19 protein-coding genes are annotated in these 18,323 nt (G+C 61.0%); 9 read left to right on the forward strand and 10 right to left on the reverse strand.

Annotation, left to right across the window (positions count from 1 at the left end; all coding sequences use genetic code 11):
- Window positions 1-104: 104 nt before the first annotated feature.
- On the reverse strand, window positions 105-1,319 hold the full coding sequence (locus O6W96_RS18500; RefSeq protein ID WP_107955968.1) for a CmpA/NrtA family ABC transporter substrate-binding protein: 1,215 nt from the start codon (window positions 1,317-1,319) through the stop codon (window positions 105-107).
- Window positions 1,319-1,897, reverse strand: coding sequence for an ANTAR domain-containing response regulator (locus O6W96_RS18505; RefSeq protein ID WP_353470891.1), 579 nt, complete (start codon window positions 1,895-1,897; stop codon window positions 1,319-1,321). Before O6W96_RS18505 ends, O6W96_RS18500 begins: the two co-directional genes overlap by 1 nt.
- 218 nt (window positions 1,898-2,115) lie before the next feature.
- Here O6W96_RS18505 and O6W96_RS18510 point away from each other — a divergent pair, with 218 nt between their 5' ends.
- Complete coding sequence (locus O6W96_RS18510) at window positions 2,116-3,246, forward strand: serine hydrolase domain-containing protein (RefSeq protein ID WP_353470892.1); 1,131 nt, start codon at window positions 2,116-2,118, stop codon at window positions 3,244-3,246.
- A gap of 131 nt (window positions 3,247-3,377) precedes the next feature.
- Here the strand turns inward: O6W96_RS18510 and O6W96_RS18515 are convergent, their stop codons facing one another.
- The 6 genes from O6W96_RS18515 to O6W96_RS18540 form a co-directional block, all read right to left on the reverse strand.
- Window positions 3,378-4,613, reverse strand: a complete 1,236-nt coding sequence (locus tag O6W96_RS18515) for a S41 family peptidase (protein WP_353470893.1) — start codon at window positions 4,611-4,613, stop codon at window positions 3,378-3,380.
- A gap of 158 nt (window positions 4,614-4,771) precedes the next feature.
- Window positions 4,772-5,515 (reverse strand): AraC family transcriptional regulator, encoded by a 744-nt coding sequence (locus O6W96_RS18520; protein WP_353470894.1) that lies wholly within the window; start codon window positions 5,513-5,515, stop codon window positions 4,772-4,774.
- Window positions 5,516-5,567: 52 nt separating this feature from the next.
- Window positions 5,568-6,392 (reverse strand): retropepsin-like aspartic protease, encoded by an 825-nt coding sequence (locus O6W96_RS18525; RefSeq protein WP_353470947.1) that lies wholly within the window; start codon window positions 6,390-6,392, stop codon window positions 5,568-5,570.
- A 16-nt stretch (window positions 6,393-6,408) separates the two neighbouring features.
- Window positions 6,409-7,338, reverse strand: a complete 930-nt coding sequence (locus tag O6W96_RS18530) for an aspartyl protease family protein (protein ID WP_353470895.1) — start codon at window positions 7,336-7,338, stop codon at window positions 6,409-6,411.
- A 14-nt stretch (window positions 7,339-7,352) separates the two neighbouring features.
- Window positions 7,353-8,711 (reverse strand): hypothetical protein, encoded by a 1,359-nt coding sequence (locus O6W96_RS18535; protein WP_353470896.1) that lies wholly within the window; start codon window positions 8,709-8,711, stop codon window positions 7,353-7,355.
- A gap of 83 nt (window positions 8,712-8,794) precedes the next feature.
- Window positions 8,795-9,631 carry a DUF5694 domain-containing protein gene (locus O6W96_RS18540; protein WP_353470897.1) on the reverse strand — a complete coding sequence of 279 codons (837 nt, stop codon included), beginning with the start codon at window positions 9,629-9,631 and terminating at the stop codon, window positions 8,795-8,797.
- A 210-nt stretch (window positions 9,632-9,841) separates the two neighbouring features.
- On the opposite strand from O6W96_RS18540, the gene O6W96_RS18545 reads away from it, so the two are divergent.
- Window positions 9,842-10,903 carry a serine hydrolase domain-containing protein gene (locus tag O6W96_RS18545; RefSeq protein WP_353470898.1) on the forward strand — a complete coding sequence of 354 codons (1,062 nt, stop codon included), beginning with the start codon at window positions 9,842-9,844 and terminating at the stop codon, window positions 10,901-10,903.
- 95 nt (window positions 10,904-10,998) lie between these two features.
- Here O6W96_RS18545 and O6W96_RS18550 read toward each other — a convergent pair whose 3' ends face one another.
- Window positions 10,999-11,514 (reverse strand): TetR/AcrR family transcriptional regulator, encoded by a 516-nt coding sequence (locus O6W96_RS18550; RefSeq protein WP_353470899.1) that lies wholly within the window; start codon window positions 11,512-11,514, stop codon window positions 10,999-11,001.
- A gap of 147 nt (window positions 11,515-11,661) precedes the next feature.
- On the opposite strand from O6W96_RS18550, the gene O6W96_RS18555 reads away from it, so the two are divergent.
- From O6W96_RS18555 to O6W96_RS18585, 7 genes are all read left to right on the forward strand, one after another.
- Window positions 11,662-12,345: a DUF1349 domain-containing protein gene (locus tag O6W96_RS18555; protein WP_353470900.1), complete on the forward strand. Its 684-nt coding sequence runs from the start codon at window positions 11,662-11,664 to the stop codon at window positions 12,343-12,345.
- Between the two features lie 5 nt (window positions 12,346-12,350).
- Window positions 12,351-12,899: a sugar O-acetyltransferase gene (locus O6W96_RS18560; protein WP_435372246.1), complete on the forward strand. Its 549-nt coding sequence runs from the start codon at window positions 12,351-12,353 to the stop codon at window positions 12,897-12,899.
- Window positions 12,896-14,026 (forward strand): acyltransferase family protein, encoded by a 1,131-nt coding sequence (locus O6W96_RS18565; protein ID WP_353470901.1) that lies wholly within the window; start codon window positions 12,896-12,898, stop codon window positions 14,024-14,026. Before O6W96_RS18560 ends, O6W96_RS18565 begins: the two co-directional genes overlap by 4 nt.
- A 461-nt stretch (window positions 14,027-14,487) precedes the next feature.
- Window positions 14,488-14,760, forward strand: coding sequence for a PadR family transcriptional regulator (locus O6W96_RS18570; protein WP_082452890.1), 273 nt, complete (start codon window positions 14,488-14,490; stop codon window positions 14,758-14,760).
- 77 nt (window positions 14,761-14,837) lie between these two features.
- Window positions 14,838-15,395, forward strand: a complete 558-nt coding sequence (locus O6W96_RS18575) for a hypothetical protein (RefSeq protein WP_353470902.1) — start codon at window positions 14,838-14,840, stop codon at window positions 15,393-15,395.
- 188 nt (window positions 15,396-15,583) lie between these two features.
- Window positions 15,584-15,976 (forward strand): hypothetical protein, encoded by a 393-nt coding sequence (locus O6W96_RS18580; RefSeq protein ID WP_353470903.1) that lies wholly within the window; start codon window positions 15,584-15,586, stop codon window positions 15,974-15,976.
- Between the two features lie 161 nt (window positions 15,977-16,137).
- Entirely contained in the window at window positions 16,138-17,280 is a 1,143-nt protein-coding gene (locus O6W96_RS18585) for an alpha/beta hydrolase (protein WP_353470904.1), read from the forward strand.
- Between the two features lie 390 nt (window positions 17,281-17,670).
- On the opposite strand, the gene O6W96_RS18590 is transcribed toward O6W96_RS18585, so the two are convergent.
- Window positions 17,671-18,285, reverse strand: a complete 615-nt coding sequence (locus O6W96_RS18590; RefSeq protein ID WP_353470905.1) for a hypothetical protein — start codon at window positions 18,283-18,285, stop codon at window positions 17,671-17,673.
- Window positions 18,286-18,323: the final 38 nt, after the last annotated feature.

An 18,323-nucleotide genomic window follows, 5' to 3' on the forward strand; every position in this document is an offset into this window, starting at 1 on the left:
AAGGGAGGGGCAGGGGGTAGGTCGGCTTCCGCATGTCCGAACCGAAGCGGCTCAAGCCGTCCGACCCACCCCCAACCCCTCCCCAGGGAGGGGAGAAGAGAGTTTCAGGGCAATCCAGCCAGATACCCCTCGATATCATCCGGGTCGAACGCGCGACGATCGAAGAACGCATCGCGCCCCAGGATCAGCCGTCCTTGCGTAGAGCCCGCGCCAATGCTGTCAGCGCCGATCGCACCCTCCAGCTTCGAGCTCGCATTGGGCAGTGGCGCGCCTGAGCCCGCCAGCGCGGCGCGATACACGTCAGGACGAAAAACCCCTTGCGCGGCGTCCGCCTCCTCGGCCGAGAACGGCGTGCCATCCCAGCGTACCATCTGCGAATACAGCCACGCCGCCTGACTGCGCCATGGGAAGTTCGCCGCCTCGCGGTACTGGAACATGAAGTCGGGAACGTGGATGGGCACGGCATCCTTAACCAGCCGCACCCGGTCGCCGACCGCCCGCGCCACCGCATCGACCGGGGCATCGAGATACTCCGCGCGAGCAAGAATCGCCGCATTCTCCACAAGCGTGTCCGGATCGACGAACTGCGCGGCGGCAGCGTGCAGTGCACGGATCAGCCGGTGGACGACGTCGCCACGCTCGGCCAGCGTCGCGGCGCGCATCGCCAGCACCTTCTCGACGCCACGCTGCCAGACCTGCGCCGTTACCAGCGCGATCCGCCCGACGCCGCGATCGACCGCGACGCCATTCCACGGCTCGCCGACGCAGATGCCATCGACTTCGCCCGCCGCCAACGCATCGGCAGCGAAGGTCGGGCTGGTCGTGACGATCTCGACGTCGGTATCCGGGCGGATGCCGACCGCCGCGAGCCAGTAGCGCAGCATGTAGTTATGGCTAGAATAGCGATGCACCACGCCGAACCGCAACCGCCGCCCCGTCGCGGCACACTCGGTCGCGACTGCCTTCAGTCGCGCACCCAGCACCACCGGATCGCCGAGCGCGTCGCCGTCCATCACCTGCGCCGCGAGCGGCAGCGATAGCGTGATCGCGTTGCCGTTGAGCCCCAGCACGAACGGTACCGCCATCGCCACCGCCGGCCGCCCACGGCCCAAAGCCGTCGCGATCGCCAGCGGCGCGACCATGTGCGCGGCGTCGGTATGCCCGTACAACAGCCGATCGCGCACCGTCGCCCAGGTCATGTCGCGGACGAGTTCGATCTCCAGTCCTTCAGCCTCCGCGAACCCCCGTTCGCGCGCAAGGATCGGCAGCGCCGCATCGACCAGCGGGAGGAAACCGATGCGGACCCGGTCGAGCGCCATCACAAATCTCCCATGAGCGCATCGCTGGTGACGATCGCGTCGGCGATCTCGGCGATCCGGCGGTTGGATCGCATCGCCTGCGCGCGAAGCAGGCCGTACGCGGTCGGCTCGTCGATCCCGCGGCGTTTCATCAGGATCGCCTTGGCGCGGTCGATCGTGGTGCGATCGGCGAGAGCGCTGCGGGCTTCGTGCAGTTCGGCCTGCAACCTCGCGAACGCCTGGAACCGGCGGATCGCGAGGTCAATGACCGGCTTGATCCGCTGCTTGGCGAGCCCGTCGACGATATAGGCCGACACGCCTGCATCGACCGCGGCGTTCGTCGACTCCGCATCGCTCTGGTCGACGAACATCGCGATCGGGCGGGCGAGGGCGCGCGACACCGCGAAGAACTCCTCGAGCACGTCGCGACTGGGATTTTCGAGGTTGATCAGCACTACTTCGGGCGCTGCCTTCTCCAACGCCGCGACCATCCCGAGCATGCCGTCGATAACGACGATATCGTCGAGTCCGGCCTCACGCAGGCCTTCCGAAATGATCGCAGCACGCGTGGTGCTCGTGTCTATGATCGCGATCCGCATCACTCAGTCTTATGCTGCACCGATCCTCATGGCGAGGGCACACCCGCACAGAGATTAATGAGTGTCTGAAGTTGGGGAGCGGCAAACGGAGCCCGAATGGCCAGTTATGGGTCGTCGCTGACGCGGATCGATCGACGATTTTCCGCGGCGGTGGTCTCAGCTAGCCTAGTCGCGCCGAACCTGTATGCCAGTAAGTAGGTCGCTGACGGGAGTTGATAATGGATTTGGTGTCCAGGCGGACGATGCTCGCTGCCCCGTGCTTCGGGACGCTCGCCCTAGCCATGGCGGCAGAGGCAAAAACCGCGACGACACCCGGCATGCTTGCCAACATGTCCACCTGGATGGACCTGGCGTCCGTACCGGGCGCGAGCTGGGCAATGCTGGACCGCTCCGGCGCCATCTCGTCTGGTGCGGTCGGCTACGCAAAGGCTAATGCGGTGCCCGCGACACCCGATACATTGTTCGAAGCAGCATCGCTGTCGAAGGTGGTTCTGGCGGTCGCGGTTCATGACATGGTGCGGGAGGGCTTGATCGACCTCGACCGTCCGGTGGCGGAGCATTTCGCGTTCACGGATGATGCTGCGACGCGATCGATTACGCCTCGCCACCTGCTCTCCCACTCTAGTGGCTTGCCTAATTGGCGCGACGAAGCGGGCGAGTCACTAACAGCCGCGTTCGCTCCCGGCACACGATTCCGCTACTCTGGCGAAGGCTTCGTCCTGCTCGGCCGGTTGGTCGAGGCAGTTACAGGACAGGCCGCCGCTCAGGTGGTTGAAACGCGGGTCCTGCGACCGGCGGGGATGGGCCGAAGCATTTATGGATGGGCGCGAGGCACCGAGCCAGCGGTCGCCTGGGCGCACGACGGAGGCGGCGGTGTACTCGTGGACAAGGGCCCAGCGGGCTATGCGATGCGTCGCGATGCTGGCCCGCCGAAACCAGTCGACCGGTGGACGCTAGGCGAACGGGAGAAAGCGGTCATCGCACTTGGCAAACCGGCGATGCCAATATTCATGACGCCCAACATGGCAGCCGGATTGTGGACCACCGCCAGCGACTACGCGCGGTTCCTAGCTTTCGCACAGCGCTATCCGGGGCTCTCGTCGAAGACCACACGAGTGAAGGGAACACTCGACTGGGGGCTAGGCTGGGGAATGGAGAGTGACGGTGGGCGGCGTTTCGCTTGGCACTGGGGCACCAACGATGGCGTCGCGAACCTATTCGTGGTGGACCTCGTGTCGGGCCTGGCGATCGTGGTCCTTACCAATGGCGATGCTGGGCGTAAGGTATACGAGCGTGCTGCCCGCACTGTCTTCGCACGCGAGTTCGATGCGTTCGCCTGGCTGAAGTGACCTCTGGCGGCCCATCCGGCTCTGCTTGCGATATGGAGAGGGCTCCGCTTTCAAGTCGCAACCCTGTTACCCGGCGCATCTCAGTCGGATTCTGGAGTATGAACAAGACGCTCGCAATGGCAGGGGATGGGTCACGCTGATCGCAGATCGCGTATTGCAGCCTCCAAAATGTCGTCGCCCATGAGGACAGGTACATCGGGTTCCAGTTCCCATCTGGGTTTATCCTGGACGTCGTAAACTGGCTCTGCTGAGTATTGCAGCGCCAGACCAGTGCGGTCGAGCCGTAACGGAAAGACCGCGGCACCTACCCGCATCATTGGCGTTCCTACGATAGCTGCACGCCCGAGACCACGCATGCCCATGGGAAAGCCTTCCGCCATGCTGGCGCTCCACCGCGTTGTGAGGACAGCGACCTTACCGGTGTAGGTAAAGGGGCCCCGCGGCTCTACGGTCTCTGTCCAGGCAGCACTCAGTCGGTTGCCGTCGCGCCTGCGCATGCGGGCATAGGGCATCGTCCCGGTGATAAATCGCCCCATGATCGGGCGGGCGACCGCGGTGTCGCCGCCGCCATTCTGACGAACATCGATGATGAGTCCGGGTGCATTCCGGAAACTTGCCAGCGCCGCGTCGAAGGCCGTCACAACCGCATCGTCAGCAAAGCTGCGAACGACGATGCAACCAATGCCATGAGCTACCATCCGGCTCTCGACATTGGGGAGCGTAACAGGTTGCTTCACGCGGACAGGAACGACGTGTTCCGAACCTGGGGTCGACCGCACCGTTAACGTCCTTGGCATGCCGCGCCGCCCCGATACCGCCACGTTAAGCGCAAACGCCGTTGCCGCTGGATCTGGACGGCTAAGACAGCGCGGTATTATGTCCGAGGCGATCTGCCCAATCGGCCGGCCGTCGATCGCCAATACGCTGTACCCTGGCGTAATGCCCGCATCGGCTGCGGGCGACCCATCGCGAACGCTTGTGACAAACGCCGTACCATCGCGGTTGGGTTCGACCCACAAATCAAAATATGGCCCGCGCGCCGCATCCGGTGCCGGATCATTCAAGTGGGTGTGCGCGTCGTACAGTTCGCCGATTACCCGGCCAACAACGCCGGCGAACGCTTCGGACGATTGGGCGGCAGCGGCGAGCGGGCGATACATTCGCCTTACTGCTCTCCAGTCGGTGCGTTTCTCCCCGAAATAGCAGTAGCGCTCGTCCAGTGTCCGCCAGAGCTCGTCGAAGTCCTCGACATAGGTCACGTCATGAGCCGGCTCGCCCGCCTGGGCTATACCTGGCGGGAATGCCGCAGCCGTACCCAGGGCGATACCAGCATGAAGCAGTGAGCGACGGGTCATGGGGTGGTGCATGTGATCGGCTTTCGCTGGTGGTCTTCCATGCGGTTAGCTGAATGAAATCTCGCCGCCTTGAACGATATTGCTGTCGGGCAAACGGTGCGAGCTTACCTGTTTGCGTAGCGTGCCGGCGATACACCGACGATACGCTGGAATTGCCGTGTGAGATGGCTTTAATCGGCATAGCCGACATCAAGCGCAACCTCCGCGATTGGCTGACCTGCCAAAAGCAGGCGTCGTGCTGCGACGATGCGGCACTGATTGCGGTACGCAAGGGGGGTGATCCCGACTGCCTTGCGGAAGCTACGCGCAAGATGGAAGACGCTGATCCCGGATACGGTCGAGAGCGTGCCCAACCCAAAGCCGTCGGCGAAGTGGGCGTCGATGTAGCTTCGAGCGCGCGCAACGGCATCGCTGGATACGCGGGTGTCATCCGACGATTGTTTCACCTGGTCGGCGAACAGGACCCCAGCCAAATCGGCGAGCGCGCTTTCCTGTTCCAATCGCCCCGCGTCGTCGCGACACAATAAAGTGTGCCCATCAGCAACGATGGAGTGAGACTGATCGCCAGCCAACACGGGGGAGTCAAACCGCGGCGCGTTCAGGCGCGCGGCGATGTAGGGACGTATCGCTTCGTCGGGGATGTACGCGACGCGATAGCGTAAGGTCTCACCTCCCGTCGTTCGGTTGGCATGCGGCTGGTCGGGATGAAGACGCAGTACCTGACCTGCCTCGACGTTGTAGGTTCTGCCGCCAACAGCGAGGGCCTCACAGCCTGCCATGACCGCGCCGACTACCCATTCCGCATGGCTGTGCTCGGGAAAGGCTCGCTCGTTATACTCGACGGATACGAGTTCGACGCCTGGTAGGTAGGAGGGGCGGGAGAAGTGGGCATCATTTCTCACTGGCTCACTCATGTTAACGCGCCGCCTACCCAGAGCCGAACGCCGATCAGTCCAAGCAAGTATGTCATTGCGCCTTACCGATCCACGCGCGGCCGGATCCCAAATCGACCGTCAGATCGCGCCTGCCCATCAGTTGCATGCCGATATTGCCGTCCATTATCATATTCGGAAAGACGCGTGCTTGCCCGGTAAATACTACGTCGCGCCTAATCGTTGCGCTAACCGGCTGAGCCGTCCGAATGTCCGCGCGTAAGCCTAGATGCGGCGCGATCTGCGGCGACACGAAGATGGTCGGCCCTGCATTGGCAGAGTCCAGTTCCATCCAGGCACGGCCCCGGGGGGTGTTTACCCCGATGTTGACATCGAGGGCGGCACCTTCTGCTCCCCGCACCAGCCGAACCGGCACTTCGAGACCGGACTTCATACGCGCCGCGAGGGAGCCCGGTGTTTCGATCACGATCTGGCGACCAGCGAAGCGAATAGTGATGATACGGCCAGCAAAGAGGTCTAGCCCGATCGAGCCGTCCAGCCTGGCAGTGTCGGCATCGAGCTTGCCGAGATCGTAGACGATCGTTGTCGGTGCTATGAAGGCGTGGCTGCCCATTTTGAAAGCAACGTCATCGCAGCGTGGTAGATCCAGGCGCTCTCCGGTCATACGGAACGCCGTGACATTGCCCCAAGGTTCGCAGCCAAGGTCGCGGGCCAGGGCTGGCGTAATCATTGTCACCCCCTCGCCGGTGTCAAACAAGAAGGTCCGCTCGCGGCCGCCAACCGATGCCTGAACAGTGAACTGCTTACCTTGAAAAAGTTCGAGGCTTATCGTTTGTGGGCCGCGGTCTTGCGATGGTCCGGCGGGAAGGGCGGCGAGCAACGCGCCCATCATTAACATTTTCACTAGCATCCCCTTACCCCGCAGGCTTCACTGGCGGCGGGGTCCCCATGCCGGCGGGTGCTGCAACGGCACTGCGTTTGAGCCAAACCCGTCCTTGAGCAAGATCCATGGTGACCACCCAATCTTTGAGAAACGGCATGCCAAGGTTTCCATCGATCACGATGTCGGGGCTGAAGATCATCCCGGACGCTTCGACACCGGGAGCGATCTGGAAGTGGCCTTGTTGCGGTCCCTCGCCGGTAACCTTCTTCAAGCCGAGTAGAGGAAGAAGTTTTGGTGCAACCAGGATCGTGCCGCCATTGCCACTGTCCAGCTCGAGGCGCGCCGGTCCACGTTCGGTGGGGACGTCAATGAACACAGACAGCGCCAGGCCGCCTATTTCACGAGCCAGATGAGCAGGAAGCTCCACCGCGTTCGCCTTGCGCCCAGCCGCGCTTTCAGGTGTTTCCAACGTGAGTTCGCGACCTGCGAAATCGATGGTTACAGTGCGTCCGGCGAATGCGTCGAGGGCAAGCAGACCATCGATCGGTGTGTCGGGAGACCCCACGTCCATGACGATTGCAACAGGGCTCTGTAGGGTCTGGTTCTTCCAGTGGATTGCAACATTGTCGCAACGTGGGGCGGTGATCTTCGTGCCGGTCATATGAAACCCGGTGATTGATCCCCAGGGTTGGCAGTCCATCTCTTTCGCGAGCGCTGGTGAGATCACCGTCAGTCCGCCTGCAGTGTCGAGTTGAAAAAGCCGCTCCCGGCCGGCCACCTTCACTCGTGCCGCTACGCCTTTGCGGTAACTTTCCAACGGCAGCCGCACCGGACCCGTTGGGGCAGCATTCGCTCCAGACGCCAAACTAATGAGCAACCCAGCCGATAATAGCTTTTTCAAAAGAATGCCCATTTCATGGTGGGATGCGCGGGCATCGAAGTAGTCGAACAGACGATGCATTTTACTGTTTAAGGCTAAAGGGCAGTGATCCAGCGCTCGAGCTGATCGGTATTGCGCATGTCGCCGGTGTAAGCATGTACCGGCCTGGCCGGGACGTTCGAACCGCGTTTCCTGCCGCGATACACCTTCATCGGAATGACGGCCCGGGCAAAACCGCTGGGCAGAGCGACTTGCCGTACGTCCATGTAGAGCGAGTCAGCGCTCGTCTCCTGCCCGACGTGAATGCCGCCTAACGCGGTCCATCGATCGACCGCATCAAGGCATGCCGATCCGCATCCCCAGTCCGTCAGCACGAATACCCGCGCTTTCAGCATGTGAGCAGCGCCGGTTGCCGCTGGCTTAGCTTCGTCGGCATCCACTTCACGCCAGAGCGCTTGGCCGAGGGCGCGGGCAGATGTCATGCCCTTCGCGGTACGCGCGGCCCAGTCTTTCACCGCCTGCGAGACATCGGCGGAATTCTGCCAGGCGGTACGATAGCCTTCAAGCGTGGCGATGTTTCCCGCCGAAGCGCGCCAGTCGACGCCTTCCGATCCTGATGGCAGCGCGTTCACTGCAGCCTGGCCCCAGAGGATCGCCGCAATCTGATACGACCAGTCGGACGATCCACCGCCATTGCCTCGAAGGTCGAGCACGATGCGCTGTGCCGCTGCGATCGCGAGGGCGTCCTTCCTCATCGATTTGATGATTGGCGTTAGGGACTTGGCATCAGCGCTGTCGGGGTCACCGTTGAAGCTGGGGAGCGAGAACCAGCGCGTGCCGTCAGCAAGGGTTCGAGCCGCGAACTCTGGACGTGCCCGCGGTGCGGTAGCGGCAAAACGTGCGTCGAAGTCTGCATCAGGCAGATCGCGCCAGCTGAGCGTCACGTCCTTTAGCTTGCCATCGACCTTGAAGCGGCAGCGGACTGGGCGCTTGATGTAAGGGTTGGCGGCGTCGAGGAACAACCGACCACCATTGGTCGCTCGTTGGCTGACCAGTTCCCACCTGCCTCGGAAGGCGCCGACGTTGCGGGCAGCCAGGTGTTCGGCATCAATGCCATCGCAGCTTGCGAGCATTGCACCGAGCGGTAGGGGGGCGTCATTGGCTCGGGTCATCACGACCTGACGTCCGGTGCCGTCGAAGCCGGTCAGGAAGCCGGGCCAGCGGATCGGCAGGGCGGCTGGCTGATCGAGGTCGAGCGCGACATGCCCATCGTTGAAGCTCGCCACGTAACCGCGCATCGCCCATAGATATCCTGGGTAGTCTCCAGCGGTTGCCGCACGACGCAGGGCCAACGCCAGACCGGCATCGTTGCGACGCGCAAAGCCGGGGTCGAGTTTGTTGTAGGGACCAGGGTGATTGTCGGCGATCTGGTCGTGATAAGCCTTGGCGTCCATTCGCAAGGTCGCTGCCCAGTCGCGATGTACGTTGGTCGCACCGATCAGCAGAACCGCCGCTGGTATGGCAAGGAGCGACTGGTTCATCTCGGCGCGGCCAGTTTGCTGGCTGCCTTCTCAAGATAGGGCCTGACATCAACCGAACTGTAGCCCGGCATCGTCGAGGCGAAGTGTCGCAGCCAGTACCCGTGGCCAGCCCCGTACACGACGAGGATGCGATCGCCCGGTTTGGCCACATTGATGAGCTTTGCGAAGATCTTCGCATTGCGCAGGTACCACATGGCATTCAGATCTGCGCCGGGCTGCTCGTTACCGTCACCAAGTCGGAGCAGGGAGTAGTATGAATCCTGTCCACCCATGGGCGTAGCGGGGTCGTTATAGCGGATCAGCATCCGCGGTATGCTGGTGGTTGCCTGCTCTGCCTCAAACTTCTTGGCAGACGCCTGGACCGTTTCAAAGGCGGCGTCGAGATAGGCCTGCTGCCCGTGAGCTTTTGCATAAGCTTCGACCCGGCCGATCGGGAAATAGTCCGGTTCACCCTTGTCGGGTTGCTCGTCAATACCTTGAACGGACCGAAGGCCGGCGCGAGCAGCGATGCGGTAGCCGATCTGGGTTGTCTCGTCCCGGTCGGTCTTGAGCATTTTTGGGGAAAACCTTGCGAAGTCCGTCACATCGTAGGTCGGGCCCGGGCGTTGCGCCTCGACCATGACCCGCGTCGGTTCAAACTCAGCGATGGCATCAGCCAGTGCTTCCAGTTCGCGCTGGCGCTGCGGCGTGGTGACATCGTCGACGTGGGCATTCACCTTGTCACGACCAGGGTTGCCGAAATGATAGCTACCCAGCACCATCACTTGGACAGGTTGCTGTTGTGCAGCGGTCACAGCAGGCGTTGCTGCCGCAGCGAGTATGGGTAGCAGCATGCAGGAGGCCTCCTTGGTGTGGTGCTCAAACAATACACGTCGAACGGCAGCTGTCTATCTGGATTTGCTGCATTGGACGCCGCTGTAGATGAGGTTGGTCCGACAGCTGGCAACGACACCAGTCCCGGAATCGGTACGTTTGCGAGCAGGCCGAGTTAATCATATCCCCTGTTGATCTCATGCCCTAACAATCCGCCAAGTCAGATTATGATGGGGCGAGGGCAGTTGAGAAGACGTAGCTTCCTCGTGGGTGCAGCGGGGGCCGCTTTATCAGGCGCTGTGCGTGGAGCGGACGTCATACCCAATGGAGCGGTGGGCCTCACATGTTCGAAGGCGGGCGTATCGGGAATTATCTCGCAGGGCGAAGATGGCGCAATTCTCGATCCGTCGTTCCGTTGGCACATCGGTTCCAATACCAAGGCAATGACAGCCGCCCTATACGCTCGCTTGGTCGATCGCGGACGGTGCCGATGGGGCGCAAGCGTACCTAGTCTCTTCCCCGCAATCGCATCGCATCATGCTTGGGTCGACATACGTGTCGAGGAACTATTAAGTCATTCAGCAGGCCTAACCGATACCTTCGTTGACCCTCGGTGGTTGGACGCGAGGCGCGCCGATCCAAAATCTGCCAATGAACAACGGCGCGATCTGGTTGAGCGCGTTCTTAGCAGTGCTCCGCCGGAAAGGCGGGGTGTCTATCGCTACGGCAATCTGAACTACGTGATGGTGGGCGCAGCTATTGAAGAGGCGGTCAACGTTACATGGGAGGAGGCACTGCGGGGCGAAGTTTTCAGAGCTTTGCGTATTGCCGAAGCGGGGTTTTGGGCACCTCCTCGAACAGGGCCGTGGGGGCGGGAAGCTAATGGTGGCATATCGAAACCCATTGACCCGGCCCTTGGTGAGGCTGACAATCCGGCGGTACTATGGCCATCCGGCGGCGTACACATCAGCGCCTCGGATTACGCGCAATTCCTGGCCAGTTATTTGGGCGGCGGGCCACCTTTTCTTCGTACAACGACGCTAAAGCACTTGCTTACCCCAGCCCAGCCGGATTTGGGCTATGCCGGGGGCTGGAGCCTCAACGGACCATCCGACTCTCCGGCCAGCAGACTAACGCACGATGGGTCGAACACCCTATGGTTTGCGAGTGCGATTATCGACCGCAAGTCCGGTCATGGGTACGGGGCGCTTACCAACTGCGGCGGCGAACGAGGGGTCGCAATTACATCGCAGATCCTCGAACGCAACTCCCTCAGATCACCAAGCACCTAGCCAGATCAAAGGGCGGGCTGATGAATGAGTGTCCGAAGATGGGAACCGTCTTAGTACCGTTGAATGGCGGCTTGTGGGTCGCTTTGTCCAAACCGTCAGTTTTGTCTAAAGTTGTTATTTATGCCGGTAATGCGATCCACAATCGTCCGAATGGAATCTTCCTCAAGCGGCTCGGTGTCGATTGAATTGTGGATGCCGATGCCCTCGACCAGCGCGTCTAGCGCCCTTGCCGTCAACGGATCAAAGAAGCGCTCGAGCGCCACGCGACTATTGCTCATCCATCGCTGCATCACCGCGGCGACGGGCGGATGGCGTGCGGCAAAGGCATAGAGTTCGTAGCTGAGCAGCAAGGTGCGCGGTGTCGCCCATATCGATCCCGCGATGATGGCGACGATCGCCGCCTTGGCGCTGTCCCGATCGCCTGCCATTGCCATCCGCTTCGCAAATTCCTCCGACGATTGCTCGGCCAGTTGCAGAAATGCCGCTGCGATAAGGTCGTCCAGTGTCGCGAAATAATAGGTGACGGACCCGAGCGGCACGGCTGCAGCCGCCGCGATGCGGCGATGCGTGGTGCCGGTCACGCCGTATTCGGCGACGACATCCAGCGTCACTTCGACGATCCGCTGTCGGCGTTCAGGATCTTTCCGCTTCGTCCCGCCGCTCACGGCACCCCCTTTGCAAAGCACATGTACATTTGTACAAATTGTTCGTCAGCGGGCGTCGCTCCGCTGTCGTAGCGTATAGGGAGGACGGGGGGCATGCAGGAAGCAATAGTATCGCGGCGCACGATCATTGGTGGTGCAACGGCGCTCGCGGTGCCGTCGATCGCACGCGGCAGCGGGACCGTGGCACATACCGTGTTGGGGCGAAGCGACGGCGTCTGGTTGAATGCGCCCCGTCGCTGGAACGTGGATGCGAGGGGAGAAGTGACACTGGTCACCGATCGGGCCACCGATTTCTGGCGCGAGACGCATTATGGCTTCACACGGGATTCCGGTCATTTCCTTGGTTTCGCCACTCCTGCCGCGTTCACGGCGCAGCTGCGCATTCGCGGGGAGTATCGACAGCTTTATGATCAGGCAGGTATCATGATCCGGATCGACGAGCGTCGCTGGATCAAGGCCGGAATCGAACTGTCCGATAGCCGCGCGATGTTGAGCAGCGTCCTGACCGATGATCGCTCGGACTGGGCGACCAGCCCTTACGCACACGATCCACGCGATTTCTGGATGCGTGCCACGGTCGCCAACGGTGTGTTGCGGTTGCAAGTGTCGGCGGATGGCATAACGTGGCCTCTTGTTCGATTGGCACCGTTTCCCGTGATGTCTTCATATCGCGTCGGCCCCATGGCCTGCACGCCCGAGCGGGAGGGGCTGGGCGTACGGTTTTCCGATCTGCGGATTACCCCGCCGCTCGGCAAAGACCTGCATGATCTGAGCTGAATGTGATGAGCGAGAAGACTAGGATGCTGGCGGGCGAGCTTTACACCGCCGACGATCCCGAACTGGCGGCCGACGCGGCGCGCAGTGCGGCGTGGATGGCTCGGTACAACGGCATGGCTGACGCCTCAGCGGCCGCTCGCGATCGGTTGCTACGCGAGGCAATGGGGGACGTCGGAGAAAGGGTAACCGTCCGAGCGCCATTTTACTGCGATTACGGTTATAACATCCATCTCGGCGCAGGAGCGTTCCTCAACTTCGGCTGCGTCGTGCTCGACGTCGTGCGCGTCGATATCGGTGCCGGTACGCAGATCGGGCCGGGCGTGCAGATCCTGACCGCCGACCATCCCCGCGACCCCGCTCTGCGGGCGCGGCTGCTGGAGTTCGGACGGCCAATCTGGATCGGCGCGAACGTTTGGATCGGCGGTGGCGCATTGATCTTACCCGGCGTGTCGATTGGTGACGATGCGATTGTCGGCGCCGGCAGCGTGGTCACCCGTGATGTCGCAGTTGGAGAGACGGTCGTGGGTAACCCCGCACGAGCGGCACGGCGATGATTGCGCAGGGTCCACTGGATGCCGTGGTGCCGATCCGGGACGGCAAGACTCATTTCGGGGTTCTCGACGGGCTGCGCGGCACCGCAGCGCTGCTGGTTGTGGCGTTCCATATCCAGGGCATCACGGTGCTGTTCGATGCGCCACGACTGCTACTGCCGCATGCGTATCTGGCTGTCGATTTCTTCTTCGCGCTGTCGGGCTTCGTCGTCGGCTATGCCTATGACGATCGTTGGGGAACGATGTCGACACGCCAGTTCCTAATCCGCCGGCTGATCCGGCTGCACCCCCTCGTCGTGCTGGGCGCGGTGCTGGGGCTGCTCAGCTATGTGGCCGACCCGTTCGCGGGCAATCGGCAGAATGCGCCGGGAATACTCATCGTGTTCGCGTTCGTCATGGCGTTGTTCGCTTTGCCATCCGCGCCGCTGGCCAACCGCTTGGGGGACAGTCATCCGCTGAATGCCCCCGCCTGGACGCTTTTACAGGAATATATCGGCAATCTGGCCTATGCGCTGGTGCTCCGGCGGCTCGGAACGCAAGCGCTGGCGATAACAGCGCTTATCGCCGGACTGGTGTCCGCGGCGATGGCGCTGTCGCTGGGGTCTTACGATACCGGTTGGGGGCTTGCCAATTTCTGGGGCGCGCCTGTGCGGCTTGCCTATCCGTTCATCACCGGTCTGCTGATCTTCCGCCTGCATGACCGGCTGCCGCGATGGCGCATCGGCTTCGTGCCGCTCAGCCTGAGCCTCGGCGTCGTCTTCGCCGCCCCCGTGCTGCCCAGCTACGGTGGCCTCAAGTTGAACGGCCTGTATCAGGCATTCTGCGTGCTGCTGTTGTTTCCAGCGATCATCGTGTTGGGGCGGCATTCTGGCGGCGGTCGGATGGTGAGCCGCCTATGCCGTGCGGCAGGGCAGCTATCCTACCCGCTGTACATCACGCATTATCCCTTTGTGTACCTGTACATGAATCGAATCGCTGCCGGTGGCACGACGACATGGGCCACGGTGGCGGTTGCGGCGGCCCTCTATGGTTTCACGATAGCCTTCGCCTTTGCCGCTTACCGCTGGTGGGACCTGCCGCTTCGTCTGGCCTTGCAACGGCGACGGGTCGAGCAAAGGGGCCGCTACTGACATGTCATCGTTGGCCAGAGCGGTTCCGGCGAATGACCTGATGCGGATATCCATGGCATCCCACCTGAATGAATGGCCGGAGTTGGGAACGAACCGGGGGGCTCTGAATGTCCGGAAATGGGTCTAGCGGGAAGCCGGAGGGCAGCGCGTGTTTCGCCAGCTATCGATCATCCATTGGGTGCTTCCCTGTCCCAACTTCGGCAGTTTGTTCTTTTTGCTTCATGATGGGGCAGACCGCGATAAGTTCAGCCATTTGAACGGCTCAAATTGGTCGATCCACGTCGTTACCGCATCGCTCATAGTTTGGCGCTGTGTGACATGCCCGTTCGCTGACCGCCAGCAGGCAGGCACCACCGTCGGAACGGCGGATAGCAGGTCCATACTGCCAGCTGGGCAGTTGACAGATAACTCTACTTAGGTTGAGTAGGAGCATGGGCCGTAATCGTCGACCATCGAAGCAAATGCTGATCTTGTTGGAAGCGCTGGCGGCGCATACGCAGCAGTGGCGCCACGGCTACGATCTGATGAAAGAAACGGGGCTTCTGTCTGGAACGCTGTACCCGCTACTGATCCGCATGACCGACCAGGGGCTTGTTGAGGCCGAGTGGCGCGAACCAGAACAACCCGGCCGTCCTGCTCGACATGCGTACCGTTTGACGAATGCTGGAGTGGCATTTGCGCGGACGGCAACATCCGCCGGCCCAATGACCTTCACCAAAGCCGCCTTCGCGTGACAGCAGCTGTGTCGCGGGCTTTGCTGGCATTGGCCAGTCGGTCTCTCGGCTCGGATCGCCGAACGTGGGCGATGGCCATGGAAGCGGAGTTCGAAGCCGCGGTGGAGGATCGGCGTCCATTCCTGTTCGCTCTCGGCTGCCTGTTCGCAGCATGGCGCGAAATCGGGAAGCACAGCGAAGGGCGACTAATCGTTGCGACCTACGCGCTCGCTTTGGGAGTACTCATCCCGATGGCAGCTATGCAGTTCCAGCAGGCGGTCGGCTTCCTGTCCTCGGCGGAAGGTCCGCCTTTCGGCAACCCAAGCGCCAGCGACGGGCCGAACCTCTATTTGATCTGGTCCCAGAACAGCGCCATCCCGGTCTTGCTGATCACGTGGCTTCTGCTCGGCATGGCGCACCTATTTCTTGCTTGGATGCTCGTGGAGGGTGACTGGCCGCGCATCGTGAAGTGCGGCACGCTGATTGGAGCGGCAATGATCACGCTGTCGTTATTCATGGGCGTATTGATGCTCGATTTGTCGTCCTTGAGGGCGCAAGTCGCCGAGCTGGCGATCGAATTTGTGGCGGTGGTATCTATTTCGCGGTGGCACACGCGAATTCTTGCAGACGCCTCGCGCGATTTGCTTGCCCGGTAGTTGTAGGAACCCTTCAACAACCCACGCGACTGGCTGGGCCTCTGCAGACCTACTTGACTCATAAATCTACATATGTTGTTGTGGGTCTAGTACTAGCAGCGTGAGGCTCAAAGCGGAGGGGCGACGAAACGCCGAACCGTGTACGGGCCGAGAGGAAGAGCGTCCGACACGCAAAGGGGGGAGCGAAGATGAGACGTGTAATTAGCATAGGTGTCGTTGCAACCGGTACTGTATTGCTTGTTGCTTTATTTATTTATCTTCGTAAGCCTGTTGTTGATGCCAGCGCGAACGGCTTGTTCGCAAACGACTTCTGCGGCACGATAAAGCTCGTCGACGGCGAGATGCTGCTGAACAATCGGCAAACCATATCATACATTGTCGGTAGAGATGCAGAGGGGCCGTACATCCTCCCACGCTTTGACGTCGGCGCCGTATCCGATCAGGGGCTCGACGTGGACGGAACGCGCTCGGTGCGCAAGCTGAGGCTCGACAGGCTACCTTCAGCGACAAAGCTTACGCTTCATGAGGGTTTGACACCCTATGTCTTTAAAAGGCTGGCGTCTGTTAATTCGCATGAATGATCTGGTCCCAACCAACATAGTTTGACTCTTAAATCTACATATGTTCCGATAGCGCGGAGCGAGGGCTGCCGAATGCCACCAGCGGTAGTTCGGCAGCGAACGGTGGAAAGACTTCGGCATGGCATACCGGCCGTGCTGCACAGTGAGGAGGTGGAGCAACGATGAAAGCCATGACTGATATGTTCTGGGTGTCCCCCATACGGCTATTAACAGCCCTGCTTTTGCTTCCCGCGACAGGCATCGTGGGCGGCATAGACGCGCAGTCACAGGCAGCTGTCGGCAAACCTTCACCGAACCGCCTTGGCTTGGCTGTGCCCGGGCCGATGGCCATCAATGTTCGCATTTCATCCGAACCGGACGTTGTTCTGGCGGGAACGCTGTACCTCCCGGCAGGCCACGGGAAAGGTCCCTATCCCTTGGCCGTGATGATTCAGGGGAATGGACCCAATAAACGTGGCGGCTTCTCCGAGCTAATCAAGCGGCTTTCGGCCGACGGTATAGCTGCTCTGGAATATGACAAGCGCGGGGTCGGGCAGTCGACCGGCACCTATGAGGAGGATCCCGAGCGGCTGACCGCAGACGCTGCCGCCGCTGTTGCGGCGATGCGCCATCGCTCAGATATCGCTGGCAGCCGCATTGCATTGGTCGGCCATAGCGGGGGCGGTGTAATCGCGCCCGCGGCGGCGGCTGCCGATCCAAACATTGCGGCCGTGGTGACGCTCGCGGGCAATGTTGGCGACGGGCTGCCTTACGTTAGGAAGGGGCTTTACAGGCAGATGATGAAGATGGTTGTCGGCGGCCGTGACACCCTCGTCGGCCCGGCGGCGGATGCGGCTATGACTTTGCTCCAGGCTCGCGTGGACAGCAGAGATGCGACTACGATCTCACGCCTTCGCGCAAACGCTATCGACCGGTTCGAGGCAGCGGGGTTCCCGCTGGCGCAGGCGGAACAAGCGCTCACGATGATCGACGTTCCAGATGCCTGGAAAGGGAGCAAATTACGCTCGGCCTCTGATCTCAAGGCCCTGCATATACCCGTTCTAGCGGTCTACGGGACCAAGGATACGGTGGTGGATGACGCACCTGCGGCACGTGCCGCTTTGGCGAGCAACCACCTCGCTCGAGTTGTGATGCTGGACGGACTTGGGCACTCGTTCCAGGAAGGCGCAGTCACAGGCGCGCCGGATGAGGCGTCGAAGTTAGGCCCGTACCTCGGATCACCTCGCGTTGTGGCAGTCGTTGGCGACTGGCTTCGAGATGCGCTGTCGTCGAAAAGTCCCAGGGGGATGGGAAAAGCGCGATAACGCGCACCTTCTCGCCGCTCGACGACTAATCGCCTGCTGCTTCTGGGCGCCGGTTCTCAGCCTTTTAAGGGCACTTGACGGCGCTAAATCGCCATCCGCTCTACACGAACGATCATCGGCTATTGTGCCTATTCTGACTCGAACAGCAGGCGGTTTGCTTTCCTATCCCATTACGACAGTCGCGAGCGGATAACCCGGTGTGAAAATCGGTCATTCGTAACGATGAACCAGCGTCGGAAGTTGGGAAGCGAAGGAAGAGGCGTTAGCGTCCGTTTGTGGGTCTGGGCGGAAGGTGTCGGACGGGGCGCGTCCGTACAGTTTCGAACATTCGCTGATATCCGCAGCATCAGATAGCCAGTTCAACACCTATGTAGTATACCGCCCGATTTATTAAGTGTATATGCTTTTGAAGCGAATTGGCACCGATAGTATCGGACTAGTAATGGTAGACTCCGCCACTAGGCTCTGCCCAACGTTGCGATAAACCGTCATTCGCTCATATCCGTCGCCAATACACCTTACCTCAACATTGTCACCAGCTAGCTTTGCTGATACGTCGAGAACTTGTCCATCATTTATCTTCCATTTCATTGATCCATCGTCTGAAAAAACGTGAATTATCGGCCTGGGGCTGTCGTCGCTGATCGAAATTTGACCTGCTACGATTGTAATCCTGAAATTGTCCGTGGGCAGACTGGACTTGTATATTTTCCTACGAAGTTCTGGCCAATTAATGTTGAGCGGGCTGGGAGCAGCGTTCGCGATCATTCGCGCAGCGTCATCGCTTTTTTTGCGGTCTAGGATGTATTTTTTTGAGATTAGACTTTGCGCCGAACTTGCAGGGCTATGGGCAACAACGGCGATTACGACCACAACGGGAAAGTCCAACGACTCATCATACTTTCCTAACGCTTCGCTGCTTGCAGAAAGGGTGTAGTGCTGATCCGACCAGCCGTATAGGTCGCTTCGGCTGTCGGGCCGACCGCCAACATCCTTCCCATCCATGACGGACGATCATTCGCCAGGCTTAGCCAGTGCTGTAA

This window comes from Sphingomonas faeni (assembly GCF_040407495.1).
Lineage (GTDB): Bacteria > Pseudomonadota > Alphaproteobacteria > Sphingomonadales > Sphingomonadaceae > Sphingomonas > Sphingomonas faeni_D.

What these genes read in the sequence shown, in the direction of transcription:
- O6W96_RS18500 (WP_107955968.1), bottom strand. Translation starts at nt 1,319, where the DNA reads ATGGCGCTCGACCGGGTCCGCATCGGTTTCCTCCCGCTGGTCGATGCG.
- O6W96_RS18505 (WP_353470891.1), bottom strand. Translation starts at nt 1,897, where the DNA reads ATGCGGATCGCGATCATAGACACGAGCACCACGCGTGCTGCGATCATT.
- O6W96_RS18510 (WP_353470892.1), top strand. Translation starts at nt 2,116, where the DNA reads ATGGATTTGGTGTCCAGGCGGACGATGCTCGCTGCCCCGTGCTTCGGG.
- O6W96_RS18515 (WP_353470893.1), bottom strand. Translation starts at nt 4,613, where the DNA reads ATGCACCACCCCATGACCCGTCGCTCACTGCTTCATGCTGGTATCGCC.
- O6W96_RS18520 (WP_353470894.1), bottom strand. Translation starts at nt 5,515, where the DNA reads ATGAGTGAGCCAGTGAGAAATGATGCCCACTTCTCCCGCCCCTCCTAC.
- O6W96_RS18525 (WP_353470947.1), bottom strand. Translation starts at nt 6,392, where the DNA reads ATGTTAATGATGGGCGCGTTGCTCGCCGCCCTTCCCGCCGGACCATCG.
- O6W96_RS18530 (WP_353470895.1), bottom strand. Translation starts at nt 7,338, where the DNA reads ATGCATCGTCTGTTCGACTACTTCGATGCCCGCGCATCCCACCATGAA.
- O6W96_RS18535 (WP_353470896.1), bottom strand. Translation starts at nt 8,711, where the DNA reads ATGGACGCCAAGGCTTATCACGACCAGATCGCCGACAATCACCCTGGT.
- O6W96_RS18540 (WP_353470897.1), bottom strand. Translation starts at nt 9,631, where the DNA reads ATGCTGCTACCCATACTCGCTGCGGCAGCAACGCCTGCTGTGACCGCT.
- O6W96_RS18545 (WP_353470898.1), top strand. Translation starts at nt 9,842, where the DNA reads ATGGGGCGAGGGCAGTTGAGAAGACGTAGCTTCCTCGTGGGTGCAGCG.
- O6W96_RS18555 (WP_353470900.1), top strand. Translation starts at nt 11,662, where the DNA reads ATGCAGGAAGCAATAGTATCGCGGCGCACGATCATTGGTGGTGCAACG.
- O6W96_RS18560 (WP_435372246.1), top strand. Translation starts at nt 12,351, where the DNA reads ATGAGCGAGAAGACTAGGATGCTGGCGGGCGAGCTTTACACCGCCGAC.
- O6W96_RS18565 (WP_353470901.1), top strand. Translation starts at nt 12,896, where the DNA reads ATGATTGCGCAGGGTCCACTGGATGCCGTGGTGCCGATCCGGGACGGC.
- O6W96_RS18570 (WP_082452890.1), top strand. Translation starts at nt 14,488, where the DNA reads ATGCTGATCTTGTTGGAAGCGCTGGCGGCGCATACGCAGCAGTGGCGC.
- O6W96_RS18575 (WP_353470902.1), top strand. Translation starts at nt 14,838, where the DNA reads ATGGAAGCGGAGTTCGAAGCCGCGGTGGAGGATCGGCGTCCATTCCTG.
- O6W96_RS18580 (WP_353470903.1), top strand. Translation starts at nt 15,584, where the DNA reads ATGAGACGTGTAATTAGCATAGGTGTCGTTGCAACCGGTACTGTATTG.
- O6W96_RS18585 (WP_353470904.1), top strand. Translation starts at nt 16,138, where the DNA reads ATGAAAGCCATGACTGATATGTTCTGGGTGTCCCCCATACGGCTATTA.
- O6W96_RS18590 (WP_353470905.1), bottom strand. Translation starts at nt 18,285, where the DNA reads ATGGATGGGAAGGATGTTGGCGGTCGGCCCGACAGCCGAAGCGACCTA.